14 protein-coding genes are annotated in these 19,501 nt (G+C 33.2%); all 14 read left to right on the forward strand.

Going from position 1 to position 19,501, the window contains the following annotated elements; genetic code table 11:
• A partial coding sequence (locus ACJAX4_RS12800) for an IS3 family transposase (RefSeq protein WP_435789860.1) occupies positions 1-133 on the forward strand: 133 nt, incomplete at its 5' end.
• A gap of 87 nt (positions 134-220) precedes the next feature.
• The gene (locus tag ACJAX4_RS12805) at positions 221-2,116 is read left to right on the forward strand and encodes a FlgD immunoglobulin-like domain containing protein (protein WP_435789848.1); all 1,896 of its coding nucleotides are present in this window, start codon (positions 221-223) and stop codon (positions 2,114-2,116) included.
• Positions 2,117-2,284: 168 nt separating this feature from the next.
• Positions 2,285-4,171 carry a cell wall-binding repeat-containing protein gene (locus tag ACJAX4_RS12810; protein ID WP_435789849.1) on the forward strand — a complete coding sequence of 629 codons (1,887 nt, stop codon included), beginning with the start codon at positions 2,285-2,287 and terminating at the stop codon, positions 4,169-4,171.
• Between the two features lie 213 nt (positions 4,172-4,384).
• Positions 4,385-5,854 carry a TolC family protein gene (locus ACJAX4_RS12815; protein WP_435789850.1) on the forward strand — a complete coding sequence of 490 codons (1,470 nt, stop codon included), beginning with the start codon at positions 4,385-4,387 and terminating at the stop codon, positions 5,852-5,854.
• Between the two features lies 1 nt (position 5,855).
• A complete protein-coding gene (locus tag ACJAX4_RS12820; RefSeq protein WP_435789851.1) occupies positions 5,856-7,010 on the forward strand; it encodes a TolC family protein in 1,155 nt (384 codons plus the stop codon).
• A gap of 21 nt (positions 7,011-7,031) precedes the next feature.
• On the forward strand, positions 7,032-7,520 hold the full coding sequence (locus tag ACJAX4_RS12825; RefSeq protein ID WP_435789861.1) for a MarR family winged helix-turn-helix transcriptional regulator: 489 nt from the start codon (positions 7,032-7,034) through the stop codon (positions 7,518-7,520).
• Positions 7,521-7,551: 31 nt separating this feature from the next.
• Entirely contained in the window at positions 7,552-8,700 is a 1,149-nt protein-coding gene (locus ACJAX4_RS12830; RefSeq protein WP_435789852.1) for an HlyD family secretion protein, read from the forward strand.
• Positions 8,701-8,732: 32 nt separating this feature from the next.
• Positions 8,733-9,887 carry an ABC transporter permease gene (locus ACJAX4_RS12835; RefSeq protein WP_435789853.1) on the forward strand — a complete coding sequence of 385 codons (1,155 nt, stop codon included), beginning with the start codon at positions 8,733-8,735 and terminating at the stop codon, positions 9,885-9,887.
• A 2-nt stretch (positions 9,888-9,889) separates the two neighbouring features.
• Positions 9,890-11,095: an ABC transporter permease gene (locus ACJAX4_RS12840; protein WP_435789854.1), complete on the forward strand. Its 1,206-nt coding sequence runs from the start codon at positions 9,890-9,892 to the stop codon at positions 11,093-11,095.
• Between the two features lie 217 nt (positions 11,096-11,312).
• Entirely contained in the window at positions 11,313-13,049 is a 1,737-nt protein-coding gene (locus tag ACJAX4_RS12845) for a cell wall-binding repeat-containing protein (protein ID WP_435789855.1), read from the forward strand.
• A gap of 96 nt (positions 13,050-13,145) precedes the next feature.
• The gene (locus ACJAX4_RS12850; protein ID WP_435789856.1) at positions 13,146-15,143 is read left to right on the forward strand and encodes a cell wall-binding repeat-containing protein; all 1,998 of its coding nucleotides are present in this window, start codon (positions 13,146-13,148) and stop codon (positions 15,141-15,143) included.
• Positions 15,144-15,253: 110 nt separating this feature from the next.
• Positions 15,254-17,152, forward strand: a complete 1,899-nt coding sequence (locus ACJAX4_RS12855) for a lectin like domain-containing protein (RefSeq protein ID WP_435789857.1) — start codon at positions 15,254-15,256, stop codon at positions 17,150-17,152.
• A gap of 46 nt (positions 17,153-17,198) precedes the next feature.
• Entirely contained in the window at positions 17,199-18,800 is a 1,602-nt protein-coding gene (locus tag ACJAX4_RS12860) for a FlgD immunoglobulin-like domain containing protein (protein ID WP_435789858.1), read from the forward strand.
• 231 nt (positions 18,801-19,031) lie between these two features.
• On the forward strand, positions 19,032-19,501 hold a 470-nt coding region (locus ACJAX4_RS12865), incomplete at its 3' end, for a hypothetical protein (protein WP_435789859.1).

The following is a 19,501-nucleotide window of genomic DNA, read 5'->3' on the forward strand; positions in this document are numbered from 1 at the left end:
GATTTTTAAAAGTTTGGAAGAGCTAAAAAAAGATTTACGAAGTTATGTACTATGGTATAACAATAAGCGTATTCATAGTGCTCTAAATTATATGACACCAGTAGAATATCGCCTAGCAAACATGACCAAATAAAATTTGTACAATAAAGTGTTGACAATCCAACTCAACACAAAGGCGAATTAGCATGGGTATATAATACTTATTAAGGAGTTAGAAGTAATGAAAAAAGTGATGAAAAATGCAATGATTATATTTACAATCTTATTCTGTTTAAACACTTTGAATTCATATGGAAGTAAAATATATGCAACTAAAAGTGAAGAAATCTTGTCAATCAATCAAGTTGTATTGGCAGGGGCGCAGGATTTATATTCTCTTAAAGATGGAGAAGTCTTATTAGATAAAAGGGATTTATCTTCAGACAAAGTAGAAGTATTCACTAAAATCAAAGAAATATATTACAGAAAAATATTGGAAAACATAGATGGTAATTGGGTGGAATTAGAAAGTAATGTAGCACAAGTTAAATATACAGGGTTAAAAGGTGAAGAGAAACTAAGTACAAATCATGCTGTGGAAAAAGCTTTAGAGGATAAATTACAAGCCAATGGACTTAATTTAAATCAACTTCCTTCAAAGTTAGACTATTCTAATTTAGGCTATTTTCCACCTATAGGAAATCAACAGGAAAATAGTTGTGTTGCGTGGGCGGCAGGATATTATCTTAGAACTTTTCAGCAGGCAAAAGATATTGGCTGGGGTGTAGGAAGTAATGCAAGACATATTTTTAGTACTAGTTTTATATATAATCAAATTAATGGCGGTGTTGATGAAGGGGCAACTCTGAATGATGCAGGAAATTTATTGAAAAATGAAGGAGCTGCTACGCTCTATGACTTTCCATATGTAGCAAAGGATTACTTAACACAACCAAGCAGTGAAGTGATTCAAAAATCCGGACCAAACAAAATAAGAGATTGGTATGTGCTCTATACCAATAATGATTCTTCAGATTATATAGTACAAAAGACAAAAGAGTATTTGAATACAGGAGATTTACCAATAGTAGGTATGAATGTGGGGTTTAAGTGGATGTATCCTCTTATTAGGTCAGATGGGACTAGTATAGTTACCACAGAGAATTATATATTAGGAGGACATGCAGTTGTAGTAGTAGGTTATGAAGATAATTTAGTGACTCCAGAGGGTTATGGTGCTTTTAAAATCATTAATTCCTATGGAACGAATTGGGGACAACAAGGATATACCTATATGACCTATGAGGCTTTTGCAAAAGCGGCACTCCAAGGGTTTGTTTTTACTGATCTTGTAAATGGTGAGATTGTAGATGAAATGGGGACGGTAACTCCAAATTTAGTATCAGAAGATACTTTAAAGTTTACTTGGGGAAACGTAACAAATGCTAGCGGATATAAGGTTTTAGATGAGAATCTTAATATTATTTCTATTGTATATAGCGGAGAATACATAGAAAAATTGCAAACACAAACTTATGTGAAGAGATATTTTCAAGCCTTTAATAGTATATCTTCTTCTAATGTAGTATCAGCAGAAATTGACTTAAGTAAAGTAGGGGTAGAAAATTTAGAGACAGAAGTACAAGATACTGTAGACTTTCGAATGAACTTTACTGGAAGTGGTAGATATGACTTGGAAATAAAAGATGAAAATGACACAATTATTAAGGAAATGTCAAACAATCAAGGTTCTTTAGGACTCAATATATACACCTGGAATGGTGAAGATGTATCAGGGAATATAGTACCAGAAGGCAATTACAGATTAGAAGTTATTCCATATAAGGGACAACAACCTAAGGATTCTACAATTACAAACTTTGTAAAGAAGTCAAAGCTAGTAACTATAGATGCAGAAAAATATGAACTAAATGGAAATATATACAAGGCACAAGTCGATGTAAAAGCAAAAGAAAGTGGTAAAGTATCTGTATATTTTGTAAAAGGAGATAAGGAAGAAGTTCTAATAAAAGACAGTGCCATAAGTGCAGGAGAGATAAAAACCTTTAGTGTAAGTAATACTAGTACTATTAATTTAAATGAAAAAGGCATAAGTATAAAACTGGTTGTAAATTAGGTAAAGGGTAATATACCTTCTTCTCTATATGCTTTACGTCATCTTTTACTATATAGATATTAATAATTAGTATAGAATAAAATATAATTTTCTGATAAAATAAAGATAGAGTAAAAATGAACATAATTATGAATATTAGTAGTATATATCCAAAAGGGGGATCATCAAATGTTAAAAACTCAAAATAAAATTTTCTCTATCTTATTGATATTTACGTTGCTATCGTTTATATCTGTAAAGGTTGAAGCTGCAACTAAAATTACCAGATTATCTGGCTTAAATAGGTATGCAACCTCAGCGGCCGTTGCACTAGATGGATGGCAACAATCTGATTACGTTATACTTACTAGTGGCGCAAATTTTCCTGATGCTTTAAGTGCAGCTCCACTAGCGAAAAAATATAATGCACCCATTATGCTAACACAAAAAGATGGGATTCCTACAGAAACAATTAATGCCATAAAGGGATTAAAAGCAAAAAATATTTTAATTATTGGTGGCACTGGTGTTATTTCAACCACAGTTGAAAACAAAATAAAATTAATGGGAATAAGGACTACAAGATTCGCTGGTGCAGATAGATATGAGACTGCCATTAAGGTAGCGGAGCAACTAGATAATGTTAGCGAGATCTTTATTGTGACTGGTGAGGATTTCCCGGATGCTTTATCTATTTCACCAATAGCTGTAAAAAGAAACATGCCCATAATACTAATTGGACATAATGTAATTCCAAGAGTGGTGAAGTCTTACATTAATAGCCACAATATAACTAAAACCTATGTTGTCGGTGCGGGTTCTTCATTAGACGAGAGCACTTTATCCACACTTACGAATGTTGAAGAAATAAGCGGAGGGGATAAATACCAAAGGAATTTAGCTGTCATTGATAGATTTAAAAGTGATTTAGATTTTAATACAGTATACATGACATCAGGTGAGAATTTTCCAGATGGTTTAACTGGTTCTATTTTGGCAGGTAAAAACTCTAATGCTATGTTTTTAGTGGGAAATGATTGTAGTTCTGAAAAAAACTATTTTAGTGAAAATTCTATTGCCTTGAATAATCTTAAAATATTAGGTGGTACTGGGGTTGTAACTGAGGACACTATTAACAATTTAATAGATACAACTACAAATACTGATTTAAGCGTAACTGATATTGCTAAAAATGTTAATGCTATTGTTAAACTAGAAGCAAAAGACAAGAATAATAATGTTTTTGCCACTGGAAGTGGGTGTATAATAACCTCAGATGGTAAAGTTGTAACTAATTATAATGTTATAAATGGGGCTTATTTTGTTGACGTTGTACTTGAAGATGGAACAAAGTATGAGGTTGATGAAATTTTAGGCTATAGCAAAGAAAAGGATCTAGCAATTCTAACATTAAAAAATGCAAGTAATCTGCCTAAAGTTGGACTAGGGGATTCAGATACCCTACAATTAGGGGACTCAATAGTTACTATAGGAAGTCCCGCAGGAATCCAAAACACCGTTGCTACTGGAATTGTTAGTGGTTTAAATAGAAACAATAGTAGAGTTGGTAAAGATATTCAAATAAGTGCTACTATAGATAAAGGTAGTTCTGGTGGTGGTCTGTTTAATATGAGTGGACAAGTAGTTGGAATCACCTATTTAGAAGCAGTTGCGTCAAGTGGATACAACTATGCTATTCCTATAAATGAAGTCAAGCCATTAATCAATATATCAACAACGACAACTACAACCTTAGCTCAATTAGCAGCATCAACTACACCTGTTACAACAAGTTATTTTCCTTTACTTTCGGATGTACCTGTACCTGTAAATGCAAATTATTACAAAGTTTCAGTAGCAGAGGATGCTGAATATATAACCTATTACTATTCAATGTCATCAGTACTAAATAATTTTGTCATGTCTTTTTCTAAATCGTTAGTAGATAGTGGCTTTAAACTTTCTGAAACAAATATAGTTAATGGAAAGCAAGTGACAATATATACTAAAGGGGACAATTCAGTTTCAATCGGATTTGTTGGATACGACATTTATATAACGGGAAACATTCATTAGGGTAAAGGGACCTAACCTCAATATAAAACATGTAAAGTAAACAAGTGATAAGTCATCACCCCGAAAGGGATGGTGGCTTATTTTTGTAAGAAAAATCACATGAAAAGATTACATTGCTAATGTTGACAACATTTTACTCGTATGATATTATATCATATATACATTTATAGTATATATGTGTACTAAAATAATTAAGAGAGGTGAAAAGCCACAGTGAAAAAGAAAAATATGTTTAAAAATATAAGTCGTGCATTAGTTTTATTATGTATTTTTGCTATAGGTACCTCTGCTAAAGTTAAAGCAGATGATGCAAGTGTAACTCAGGATATGGGCAAGCAGCAGGCTGTAGATACAGCACTTAAAAATAGCACTAAGTTGCTTAAAGTGGATAGAGGACTCGTAACCATAAAGAGAAATTACGATAAGTATAAAGAAATTAGTACTGAGGTAGTGAGTTTGAAATACAGTCTTGAACAGTATAAGTCCGCTTATCAAATGGCATATAGTGCAGAAAGTATAGCTAATTATAAAGGTTTAGTTACACTTATAGGATTATTTAACCATGCTGAACAAATACCAGATGAGGAAACTCGTAATGGTACCATAGCAGCAATAGTAAATAGCGATACAAATACAAATCATTTAACTAAAGTTCAAGCACAAGGGTTGTTAGCAAAAGCAGATTCACAGATAGCTGAGTTAAAGAAAGCCGGTAATAAGCTATCGTTGGTAGGACTTACCGAGTTTGACCCTACTACTGGCGGTGACAAACCTAAAGTCTTATCTCCTGCAAAGACATACGCTACATTTGTATATCTAAAAAATATACCCTGGTATATTGCTCAAGATATGATGGATAAAACAAATTTACAACGTGAAGTAATACAAAGTGCTACGGATGTATTGGTTAAACAAGGTTATGATACTATACTATATGCAGAAGATGGTTATAATCTCACAAAGCAGCTTTATGATAAGCAAGTCAAGGATTATGGACAGCTAGTTGAAAAATATGAAGTGGGTGTTGCTTCTGAAATGGAGAAGAATTTGGCCCAAATGGAGCTTCAAAAGTCTAAATTGAATTTAGATAATCTACAAAGAGATGTTGAAAATGGTAAAACTCAGCTAAATAAATCTTTAGGTGTGAATTTAAAGGATAATTATAATTTTATAGATAAAAAAATAGAAACAAAGGATGCACTTACTTATGATGAATATTTAACTAGTGCTATGAAAAACAGAGCGGAAATTTTGGATGCTAAAATAACTATAGCTGAAAAACAAGAAATCTTCGATGATTTACAAGGATACTTTAATAAAGAAGATGTGGAGTATATAGAGGCAGAGCAGGAAATAGAACAGGCTAAATTAGAGGAAGAGCAAACAAGTAAACAAATAGAAATAGAAATACAAAGTGATTACTTGGATGTAAAACAAAAACAATCGGCGTTGAAATTAAGTTCTCAAAAGGTCGAACAAGCTAATAATCAATATAATGTAATTAATACTAGCTATGAAACAGGAATGCAGCCTTTGTCCATGCTTTGGCTAGTAGAACTTGGAAAAAACAAAGCGCAAATGGATAATAACAAAGCATTAAGAGATTATAATAATGCACTGTATGCTCTTGAAGCAAACTGTAAAATAGGTACTAAATATGTAATGGAAGGGATAGGTGAATAGTATGAATAAAAAGGCTAAATTAATAGTTTCATCTTTAGCGATACTAGGAATATTCAGCACAATTGGTATGCCTGTATTTGGAGTTTCCGAAAAAAGTACAGGAGTTATGGATATAACGAGTGTTATTGCTGCTGTTGCTAGTGGTAATTCCTCTTTAAGTCTATATGATAAAAAAATCAAGATAGTCACTGAAAAGATCAACGCTGTTGTCCCATATGACGAGGAAACAAATTATGACAGAGGGACGAGAGCAGACGAAACAGATTATCAAAGAGAGATGAGGTTAAATGTTAACCCACCTAGAAGAGAGCTAGAATTACATAATCTTCTGTGGGACAAACAGCAAAATCAGGATGAGGTTGTCCTCTCCTCTAAAGAGTATTATTATCAATATGTGTTGCAAGATCAAATAATTGAACTTCAGAAGAGTAAAATTGAAAGACTAAAAAAAGTTTTACAAAATAAAAAACAGGGAATAGATATAGGAACAGAAGCGGGGTACACTTTAATTGATGATCAGGTTAATGTAAATGATGCAGAGACCGAACTTTTGCAGTTAGTTAATGATAAAGAGAATATAAGAATGAAGCTAAATATTAATATGGGTAAAAATGTAGATGCAGCTTTAACTGTAAAAACTACGGATATTCCATATGAAGAATATAAAGTAGACAATTTAGATGACGTAGTAGTGAAGATGTCAAAAGAATATCATACCATAACGGCTATGAATGAAGAAATAAGACTGGATAAAAAAGAAAAAGGCATTGCAGATGAATATGATACAGATCCGAATCAACTTGTAAGGGCAGCATCCCCAAATACGGACTATAAATCTTGGTCCGAAACTTTAGGGGATACCATTGTAAACTTAGGATATGATTTGACAGATGAAAGCAGAAATGTAGAATCTCAAATAAGAACGGATTACAATAATGTATTAAATTCTAATAATATCGTTTTAACTAAAAAACTAGATTGTGATAAAGCAGAGACGCTTCTTAAGGCAGAGCAGGCAAGACTAAATCAGGGGCAAAGCGTACAACTTAGTGTGGACTCTGCACAAGAGATTTTAAACGCTGCTACTATTGATCTTAATAAGGCGAAAATAGAGTACTTTGCACATGCACAGCAATTTAAAAACTATATAAAGTGAGAGTGATTACTATTGAACAAAATGGATAATTTAGAAAATGCCTACGATTGGATTGATGACGTATCTACGAAAATACTAGGTAATTTTATAAAGACTACCTTTTTGATAGATAATGTATTTGAAATATACTATAAGAAAATAGGTTTATCTAAAACACAATTCTATTCTCTATATGTGGTATATTTGGCTGGCGAGGAAGGACTGACATTATCTGATCTTGGAAATAAAATGAGAGTGACAAAAGCTAATATAACTTCTTTAGTGGATAGAATGGAGAGCTATGGTTATTTTATTAGAATTAACAATCCTACTGATAGAAGAAGTATAAAAACTATAATAACCAAGGAAGGCAAGCGAGTACTCGCAGAAGTATTGCCTGAATATAAAAAGTTCTCTTCTGAAATCATGACTTTTTTATCTATTGAAGAGAGAAATGTTGCCAATTCACTTTTAGAAAAAATTCAAAAATATTTGCTTCAAATATATTTTCCTAAAAGTAGTTTGTTTTAATTATTATGTTTTATTAGGGGGTAATTTAAAAATGAGTAAAAAGAAAAAAATAATAATTTCTATATTGGTTATTACAATAGTTATAGGTGGCACAGCACTTATTCGTTACGGTGTTAAAACTATATCAGTTACTAACTTAAGAGTAGCAGCAGAAAAATTAATTAAAGAACAAGAACAGAATTTTATAGTTCAAGGTGCCATAGAGTCTGATGAAACTAATATAAATACAAAAGTACCAGGAAATATAACAAAGATAAAAGTAGCTGAAGGGGATAGAGTCAAAAAAGGTGATGTGCTAATGACAATAGCTAGTGAAGCTTTTATGGCTAAAAAAGCTCAAGCAGAGGGTGCAATTGCAGCCGCTACCGGACAGAAGAAAGCAGCAGAAGCTTCAAAAGCCGCAGCGGCTGCTCAATTATTAAAGGCACAAAATGGTGCTCAGCCAGAAGATATAGCAAAAGCAAAAGCCGCTTATGAATTTGCACAGAGTCAAGATAAGGTAGCGAAGGACTCTTATGATAGGATACATTCTTTATTTTTAGAAGGAATTGTTTCAAAGCAGACCGATGATGAAACTTCTGTAAAGATGCAAGGTGCAGCTACCCAAATGGAAGTAGCTAAACAGACTTATGATCAAGCAGTGGCTGGGGCAAGAGCGGAAGATAAGGTAGCTGCAAATGCCTTAGTTAATCAAGCTGATGCTATGGTTCAAGCGGCACAAGGTCTAATAGCTAAGGCACAAGGAGCGGCGCAAGAGGCGCAATCTTATATTAAGGACACTACAATTATAGCACCAACAAATGGAGTTATAACGATGATTAATCCAGCGGTTGGCGAGCTGGTTTCTACAGGAATGCCATTGATTGTAATTTCAAATATAGATAAACCTTGGATAGAAGTGAAAGTTGAGGAGAAAACCCTCTCTAGTGTTGCCCTTGGGCAAAAGGTTAATGTTAAATTAATAGCCTATGAAAGTGAAAATTTTGCGGGAAAGGTTGTTAGAATAAATCAAAAACCAGATTTTGCAACAAAGAGGGCAACCAACGATAATGGGCAGTATGATATTTTATCCTACGGTGTTAAGGTAGAGTTTACTAAAATAGACAAAGAATTACACCCGGGAATGACTGCTTTAGTGGACTTCGGTAAGAAAAAAGTTACTACGAAAGCTGCGAAATAATTATGAAGAATATACATTTTTGGAGAAAAGTAATGAATTGGGTCGTGCTCTTTAAAAAGAGATTAATGCTTTTTATAATGCTATTTGGTATTCCGATTTCTTTAAGCTTTTTATTTGGTTATAGCATGCAAGCCAAACAAATTAGCAATATACCAACAATTATTGTAGATAGAGATAATTCAGCTCTTAGCCGAACAATTATTCAAGAAATAAAAGACAATGAAATTTTTGACATTGCTGTTTATTCGCAAAAGGATAGTGATGTAGAGAAGTATATAGAAGAAGGAAAAGTCATGGTGGGAGTGATAATACCAGCCTCATTTTCACAAAACCTATTAGAAGGAAAAGGACAGAACGTTCTTGTGTTTTATGATGGTTCACAAATGTCTAGCATCAGTGCAGCGAAGGCTAGAATGACAGAAATATTGTTAACTATTAAAACTGGATATTTGAAACAGGTTATGGAGGGTAAACTAAACATACTTCCAGGTCAATCGATTAAAACAGTTCAACCTATGTTTTTTACTTATAGAATATTAAATAATCCAACTAGAAATTATGTTAATTTCTATATATCAGGAATGCTTATATCAGTTATTCAAGTAGGTTTGGTTATGATAGGTGCAGATCGTGTACGTGGTGATGAAAAATATTTTGTTTTTCATATTAGCAAAGCACTCATTTGGGGAGTGCTAGGAACTATTTCGATTATTATTACTCTAGGGATACAGGTTCATTATTTTGGGGTGCCTTTTTTAGGTACCCTGAAAGGGGCGTTAGCATTAACATTGCTGTATTCCACGGCTATGATTAGTGTGGGAATGATTTCAAGTCTAATTATTCCTAAAAAGGTTTTAGCTACTCAGGTAGCAGCAATACTAGTGTTACCTACTAGTATACTCGGAGGCTTTACATTCCCTCTAATGGCTGTACCAGCGTTCTTTCAGAAACTAGGTTTAATGATACCTTATGTACATTACGCAGAACCAATGAGAGATTTAAATATGAAGGCTATTGGTATTAGCTATATTGCAAGTGATATTATGTGGCTCGGAAAATTCATTATATACATCTGGGTAGTTTCTGCGGTAGTATTCTTTGCTAAGAAGGGTATAAAATTCTTATGGAACAAGAGAAAAGAAAAGAAGCTAACAATAGGTAATCACAGTACAGAGGTGGGGATGTAGACATGACTAAAAAGGAAAAAGTCACATTAGTTTTTAATTGGACGAGAAATATTATTATACAAGTTCCCATGATTGTATTTTTTACATTTGTTTTTGGGGCTGTATATAGCAATACCTTCGTGAATAAGATACCTATGGTCATTGTAGACCATGATAATTCAAGTACATCTAGGACAATTATAAAACAGTTTGATGAAAGCCAAGGATTTAAAATTACTGAGTATGCAAATTCGGATAGTGAGATGCAGGAATTGATTCTTAGGAAAGAAGTTAGTGCTGGACTTGTGATACCAAAATCTTTTGGGAAAAATATAAGTGAGCAAGATGCTCCGAAGACATTATTTGTTGTAGATGGAACTAATTTAGTAGTTGGAAATAATGCTTTTGCTTATGGGAGCGAAATACTAAATACACTTAATGCAGGGGTTCAACTTAAAGTTCTAGAGGCAAAGGGAATGGTGCCTTATGAAGCTATGAAAACTCTTACTTCTATGAATTTCGTTCAACGTACAGTGTACGACCCTCAAATGAGCTATATGAAGTATTTGATGTTTGGTATAATTGGGATAATGATACAACAGACAATCTTATCCGTGCTAGCACCAATGCTGATAGAAGATAAGAGAAAAATGATGGGTATAAAATTACGTTCAAAAGCAGGGATCAAATGGATTGGGAGACTCGTTGCACAAATCACCATGGTGACAATGTTAGCGATAATTGGATTTACTTCTTGCTTTTATGTGATTGGTAAATATTATAATTTACCACTTAGAGGTACAGTACTAAACAATCTCATACTACTTTTAATATTTATTGTTGATATAATCGCAGTGTGTTTTGTTTTGGCAGCAATATTTAGGCAGATACTTCCTTGTGTGCAGCTTTGCATGTTCTTGTCTGTACCATCCATTCTTACTTGCGGCTATGTTTGGCCTGCATTTATGATGCCAACGGGGCTAATTGAGAAAGTTAATTTAGTCTGGCCAATAGGAGCCTTTATCAACCCACTAAGAGCTATAAATATTAAAGGCACGGACTATCAAGGAATACTTCCATATATTAAAAGCGGACTTCTTTATGCGGCAATATGGATTCCTATCGGGATTGGATTTTATATATTTAGAATCTATATAGATAAAGTTATACAAAAGAAAAAGGCTGAGTTAAAAAGGGGTCAGACCCCTGGGGTAATATGTAAAATATGAGATAGACTGCTATGAAATTAAAACAGTATATAAAACAGATCTAAAATGGAAATCTCATTTTAGGTCTGTTTTGTTTTTAAATTAGAAGGAGTAGGAAGTTAAATTGGGAAATAAACCTATTATTAGAACACGATTAGTAATATAATATTAAGTATGATAGATTTGAATTTCCAAGTATCCAGGGATACAATTCAAATTTAGGATGGGGGTAAATTTCATGAAAAGTTATAAAGGTTTTATTAAAATTGTTTTTTTTATTGTGATACTAAGTTGTGGGTTAATTAATACAGATTCTATTGTTTTAGCACAAGATACTTCAGCTATAAGGGTATTCGGAAGTGACAGGTACTCAACCTCTGTGGCTATTAGCCAAGAGGGTTGGTCAACTGCAACTACAGTAATAATAGCATCTGGTCAAGATTTTCCAGACGCCTTATCAGCCTCAGCCTTGTGTAAATCAAAAGATGCTCCTATCTTATTAACGGATAGCAAGGCACTTTCCGAGGTAACTATAGGAGAAATACAAAGACTTAAAGCTACACAGGCAATTATAGTTGGTGGTACTAGCGTTATAAATATTAATATAGAAAAGCAACTTAAAACGCTAGGTGTTACAACCAGTAGAGTTGGTGGAGTTGATAGATACGACACTTCAAAACAAGTAGCCAAGCTATCTAACCTTAATAATGGAATTATAATTGCAACAGGGTCAGATTTCCCAGATGCTCTATCAATAGCATCCGTGGCAGGAATAAAATCAATGCCTATTTTACTATCTCCCAAAAGTGGCCTAGACTCAAATATAACAGACTTCATTGAAGGGAAAAACATACCTGCTTCTTACATAGTAGGAGGTATGGGTGTACTAAATTCGACTATAGATTCAGAATTACCCAGCAGTAAAAGACTTAGTGGTAAGGACAGATATGCAACTAACTTAGCTGTCCTTACTAAGTTTACAGATAGTTTAAATTTCGATACTGCATATTTAGTTTCAGGAGAAAATTTTCCTGATGCACTATGTGCTTCGGCTTTAGCTGCAAAAAACAATGCGGCAGTATTTTTAACCGATAAAAATTCAATTTCCAGTGATTCTATCAGTTTCTTAAAGAGTCATAATGTTAAGCATATTATTATTTTTGGGGGAACAGGAGTAATTAGCCAGGATGTTGAAAATACAGTAGAATCTAATATTTCATTTATACCTACTGTAGACATCATACCTACCATCTCTTTGCATGATAGCCTTAAGTCAGAAATAATTTCTAACATGGAAAATAGAACAACAACTTTTGATTTCAAATGGAAGGGGAGCCTTCAAGATTGTAAGGATACTGCGAATCAAATATTGAATGAACTCGTCAAAACAAACCCCTATGAATATTATACTATGATAAGTATAAGGGGCGGATTAACGGAGGAGAATTACGAAGATATAACGACTACTACTTTGAATTTTACTGTAGAATATAGAACTACAAAGGCTCAGGAAGATCTTGTTACAGCACAGATTAATGATATTGTGCCTAAACTGATAAGTAATTCTAGGACAACTGCAGATAAAGAGTTAGCCATACATGACTGGATAGTAAATAATGTTAAATATGATACCTCTTTAACTAGGTATACTCCCTATGATGCATTAGTAAACCATTCTGCGGTATGTGAGGGCTATGCATTATTAGCCTATAGAATGCTAAAGAGTGCAGGCATTCAGGTGAAAATGGTTTCTGGTACTGCAAACAACGGTAATGAGGTAGCATCACATGCCTGGAACTTAGTGAATATAGATGGAAGTTGGTATCATCTAGACACCACTTGGGATGATCCTTCTTCATCTAGGCCTATATTATCACATTCTTATTTTAATTTAACAGATGATGAAATTAGTAAAGATCATGCCTGGGATAAAGCATTATACCCTACAGTATCCAAGGTGCATTTTATTAAATAATATATTGGAAATTAGCACTAATTATGTTTTACTATGAAATAGTTTGTGTTAAAATAGATATTAATGGAATTTAATATTATCTGGGGGCGAATTATTATGAAAAAAAGACGTTCAATTATTATTATATGTTTTATGATGGTTTTTTTATTACAAACTATTAATGTGCAGGTATTTGCAGAGCCGGTAGTTGGTGTTACATCAATAAGTTTAAATAAAATTACAGATCTTTTAGAAGTTAATGCAGTAGATAATTTAATAGCCACTGTAAATCCAATAACTGCAACAAATAAAACTGTAAATTGGACATCTTCTAATACTAGTGTAGTAAATGTGTTTAATGGAGTAGTCATGGCGGTAAGTTCAGGAACTGCAATGATTACAGTAACTACGGAAGATGGATATAAAAGTGCATCTTGTATGGTTATAGTGAGCCAAGGAGATGCATCTATAAGTTTAAATAAAACTTCATCTGTATTAACCATTTTTGGGAATGATACTTTAATAGCCACAGTAAATCAGAGTACTGGGACAAGCAAGGCAGTAACTTGGTCATCTTCAGACTCAGAAATAGTACAAGTTAATAATGGATTAATAATTGGGGTTGGAGCAGGAACTGCAGTAATTACAGCCAAAACAGTTAATGGGAGTAATGTTGCAAGCTGCGTTGTTAAGGTTAGTAGCCCTGTAATATCAATAAATTTAAATAAAAATTCAGCTTATTTAACAGTCGGAGAATCAGATATTTTGACTGCATCTGTAAATCCGACAACCTCAACAAACCAAAATGTAACCTGGGCATCTTCAGATACAAGTATAGTACAAGTATCTGATGGTGTATTAATTGCGGTAAGTGCAGGTTCTGCTGTAATTACAGCAACAACTGCTGACGGTAGTAAGAAAGCTAGTTGTAGTGTTACTGTTAATAATTCAGGAGCGGTAGGTTCATCAGTGACATCAGTAAGCTTAAATAAAATCTCGGATAGTTTAGATCTTGGAACAACAGATAGGCTAATTGTTACTATAAATCCAACTAATGCTTTAAACCAAGCTATAAATTGGTCTTCTTCAAATACTGAGGTTGCAAAAGTAGATAGTGGTGTGATATTCCCGATAAGTGTAGGAAGCACAATTATTACAGCTACTAGTTTAGATGGATATAAGACTGCAAGTTGTATAGTTACCATTAATGCTGCAAATGATTTAAAGATTGTAAGGCTTGGGGGAGATAACAGGTACGAAACAGCAACAGCTATATCTCAGTCAGGGTGGAAAGGGACTTCAAATTATGCGGTGCTTGCTACAGGTAACGATTATCCGGATGCTTTAAGTGCAGCACCACTTGCAAAGAAATATAATGCGCCAATTCTTTTGACAAGTAAAAATTCAATACCACAAACTGTAATAACAGAGCTTAAAAGATTAAGTGTATCTCATATATTTATAACCGGTGGTACTGGAGTTGTATCTCAAAGCGTTGAAAGTAAGCTTAACACAATGGGTATAACTACAGAAAGACTTGGTGGAATTAATAGATTTGAAACTTCCATTAAAATAGCCGAAAAATTAGGTGCGGAATCAGGGGAAATCATGGTAACTAATGGTTTGCAATATGCAGAGGCTCTATCAGCGTCGTCCATTGCATCTAAAAAAGGGATACCTATAATACTAACGAATAAAGATGTATTACCTGATTCTCTAAATACATTTATAAGCAAAACGTATTTTACAAAGACATATATTTTAGGTGATACAGACTTAATAAGTAGTTTTGTAGCAGATAAGTTCCCAGGTATAGAAAGAATAGTTGGTAGCGACAAGTACGAAAGAAATATTAATATAATAAAGAGATTTGAGAGTGATATAAATTTCGAAAGTATTTGCGTTGCTACAGGAAAAGATTTCCCAGATGCTCTTTCAGGCTCAGCAATTGCGGCAATGTATTCTACAGCTATAGTTCTTGTTGATGATAGTAATTTGCAGTATACAACTACGCAGTATATAAGTGGAAAACTATCACAAGTTAATAATGTTTATATATTTGGACAACAAGGAGCAGTAGATGATGCAGCTATAAAGACATTATTTAAAAAATGATCAAAAATACAAATATAAAACCACTGTCAAGCTTTATAAATTAAAGCCTGCGGTGGTTTTATTTCAATGAAAGAGTTGCTTATGGGGGTTAGAATTATAAGGGGGAAGATATGGAAAAGATAAAGAGAGATAAAATAGTATCCATGATAGTAGTTATTATGCTGATAGTTACATTCACACCTGCAATTATTTTTGCAGAAAAACTATCATCTACTTTGGCACCAGTGAATCCTGAGTTCATAGAATATATGCAGCAAAATCAAAAACTTGGTACTAAGGGAGAAGAAAGAGTAAATGGACTAATACCTGAACCTTTTATAATACAAAGAAGTTCATCAGATAAACTAGGACAAGACTACGTAAAGTCATATCCAGCAAAATTTGATTTAAGAGATTATGAAAGAGTAAGTTCTACTAAAGATCAAGGACAAGATGGAAGTTGTTGGGCTTTTGCAGCCTATGGGGCAATGGAATCTTATCTTATGACAGAAAAAGAATGGGATTTCTCAGAAAACAATATGAAAAATAATCATGGGTTTGATATTATAAGTGGTGGGAGTAGATCTATGTCTGCTGCTTATTTAGCCAGATTGGATGGGCCAGTGTTAGAGACAGATGATCCGTATAAGGTAGGTGACTATAATTCACCATCGAATCTATTAATACAAAAGTACCTGACAAATGTGTTCTATATACCTGATAGAATTGATTCTTTAGACAATAACCTCATTAAAAATTCTTTAATGAAATATGGAGCAGTACAAACAAGTATGTATACTGATGCGTCTTACTATAATGCAGATAGCAGCTACTATTATAATGGAGCTAGCAGCAGCACAAACCATAGTGTAGTCATAGTAGGATGGGATGATACATATAGCAAACAGAAGTTTAAAAACACTCCATCTCAAGACGGAGCGTTTATAGTGAAGAACAGTTGGGGAAAAAACTGGGGACAAGAAGGATATTTTTATATATCTTATAATGATAAATTCGTAGGGAAGAACAATTCAGTATATATCGTAGAAGATACGAATAAATTTGATAATATATATCAATATGATCCATTGGGGATGGATAGTTATTCTGGTTATAGAGGAACCAACACAGCATGGTTTGCCAACGTGTTTGAAGCTGGACAAAACCATGAAAATCTTAGTGGAGTAGGCTTCTTTGTTCCGGCAGACAATTATCAATATGAAGTATTTGTAAGTGTGGATGATAATCTAAGTACCCGTAAAAGAGTGGTGAGTGGAACGGTAGAATTCGCCGGTTATCACACCATATCATTTCCACAAGAATGGATAGAGTCAAATAGTAAATTTGCAGTAATTGTAAAGGGAACTGGTGGAACATATCCAATTCCTATGGAAATACCTATGCAAAATGCTTCTAAAGCAAAAGCTGAAAATGGGCAAAGCTTTATGAGCTCTAATGGTATAAATTGGGAAAACGTAAATTCGATCTATAGTAATTCAAATGTAACATTAAAAGCTTTTACAAAAAATATATTAGAGGAACCGGAGCCAGAACCAACAGTCTTACCTATTAAAATAAAAGACGAGGTACGGTTTAAAATGCAATTTATAGGTGCTGGAAGGTATGATTTAATTGTCAAGGGCGTAGATGGAAAGATTGTAAAAGAAATACTAAATCAAAGAGGATCAGAAGGAATACAGACGCTTACCTGGGATGGAACTGATTACAATGGAAATGTGGCCAAAGAAGGAGAGTATTTGGTAGAGGTTATTGCGTATAAGGGGCAATCACCTAAAAAAGCTATTGTATTAAACTTTGAGAAAAAATCAAAGATTATATCAGCAACAGCTTTTGAAGACAATGGAGTGAAAGTAAGGATTTTACCTGAAGAAAATGGACAGGTATCTATATATAAAGTATGTGATGGTATAGAAATCTTTGAGGGGAAATATAATGTAAAAGCAAATGAAGAACAATTGTATACTTTTGATGATACTAATATTCAATCCATTAATATATGCATTGAATAGCAAGATGGCAATCGTATAGTAGAAGTCAGTAAAAGGAGATTGAACATTGAAAAAAAAACTAATTTTAATTACGATTTTTCTTACCTTAAGTATTTCAGTTTTATCAGCATCAGAGATATATCCATTGAAAAATGGAGAAATACTACTGGACAAGCAAATTATTTCTGAAGAGCAAATGAATATTTTTACACAGTATGAAGGGGAATATTATAAAAAAATGTTGCAAAAAGAAGATGGTATTTGGATAGAAATACTTAATGGTATTGTTCAACCTATAAGTAATGGCTTAAAAGAAGATAAAAACATAAAAACAAATTATGTTGTCAAAGTAGCTGTGGAAGATAATCTGAAAGCTAGTGGATATAGCTTAGGGGCACTTCCTTTAAAACTAGATTATTCAAATTTAGGTTATTTTCCACCTATAGGAAATCAGCTTGAAAATAGCTGTGTTGGATGGGCAACAGGATATTATCTTAGAACTTTTCAACAAGCAAAAGACATTGGCTGGGAAGTAGGAAACAATACAAAACATATATTTAGTCCAAGCTATATATATAATCAGATTAATGATGGCATAGATGAAGGAGCAAGTCTACAAAGTGCAGGAAACTTATTAAAAGATCAAGGTGCTGCTGCTCTTTATGACTTTCCGTATGTGGCAAAGGATTACTTAACACAACCAAGTGGGGATATAATTCAAAAATCTGCACCAAACAAAATAAAAGATTGGTATGTGCTCTATACCTATAATGATTCTTCAGATTATATAATACAAAAGACAAAAGAATATTTAAATACAGGAGATTTGCCAGTAGTAGGTATAAATGTGGGGTTTAAGTGGATGTATCCTCTTATCAAGTCAGATGGGACCAGTATAGTAACTACAGAAAATTATACATTAGGGGGACATGCAGTCGTAGTAGTAGGATATGATGATACTTTAGAGACTCCGGAAGGTTATGGTGCTTTTAAAATCATTAATTCCTATGGAGAAAATTGGGGTCAAAGCGGATATACATATATAACATATGCTGCATTTGCAAAAGCAATCCAAGCTGGTTTTATATTTACAGATCTTATTAATGGTAGAATCGTAGATGAAGAGGAAATAGATTTAAGTAAAGTGGTGAAAGAAGAATTAGAGATAGATGTACAAGATACTGTTGACTTTAAAATGGAGTTTACTGGCAGTGGAAGATATGATCTAAGAGTTAAGGATGAGAATGGCTCAATCATTAATGAAATAACAAATAATAAGGGATCGAAAGGCCTCAACATATACAACTGGAATGGTAAAGATGTAGAAGGAAATATAACTCCCTATGGAAATTATAATGTAGAAATTACTCCTTATAAAGGGAATCAACCTAAGGCTTCTACAAGTATCGGCTTTGTAAAGAAAGCAAAGCTTGTAACTGCAGATGCACAAAGCTATAAACTTTTCGAGAGTACGTATAAAGTGGAGGTCAATTTGAAGGCAAAAGAAAGTGGCAAAGTAACTATTTATTTTGTAAAGGGAGACATAGAGGAGGTTCTAATACAAGACTATGAAATAAGTGAGGGTGAAACAAAGGCCTTTAGCGTAATTAGTTCAAGTACTATTAATTTAAATGATGAAAATTTGAGTATAAAAGTGATTGTAAATTAGTTTAAATGTTAGATCTAAGTCATAAATTTAAAAAAATATAAAAAATAAATATAAAAATATTAACAAAGGTGCAATATTTTTGTCGGAATAAGCGTTATATAAGTGTAAACTTGAAAAATATTAGTTCATTATAAAGATAAGGTGACAAATATATTTTAGATGTGTTTTTAAATTGTACTTAATGTCTAAAAATAGTATACTTAAATGACTGACTTATAGAGGAGGAAGATTATGAACACGGCAAAAAGAAACAAAATAATAATTGGTTCAAGTATAATTGGTTTAATTCTGATAATTGGAATTGTTTCTTCGATGATTAGAGGTGCAGCGCCATCAGTTAACCCACCCAAAGAGGCTAATAAAATAGTTAAACATGCGGAAATGGATAAAGAGTTGAAAAGTGAAAAAGAAGTATCGGCTGGTGATGTTTATTTAAAGCCTGATGTTGCTGTGGCTAATATTACTGTAAAAGAAAATATAACAAAAGAGCAAGCTAAAGTATTAGCTGAAAAATATGCTGAAGAGTTAAAAGATCAATATGAGGAATTATCTGTAATTGTAGATGTAAAACAAGGGGATAAGGACTTAATTAAGGATATGATTCCTGCTACAGAAGATCAGTTAGCAGCAGAAGCGAAAGTATTTATGGGAGTAGAGTATGTAAAAGTCGATTTTAAAGAGTTTCTAGGAAAAGATATCAC

The sequence above is a fragment of the Clostridium sp. genome (assembly GCF_051278035.1).
Classification (GTDB): Bacteria; Bacillota; Clostridia; order Clostridiales; family Clostridiaceae; genus Clostridium_AD.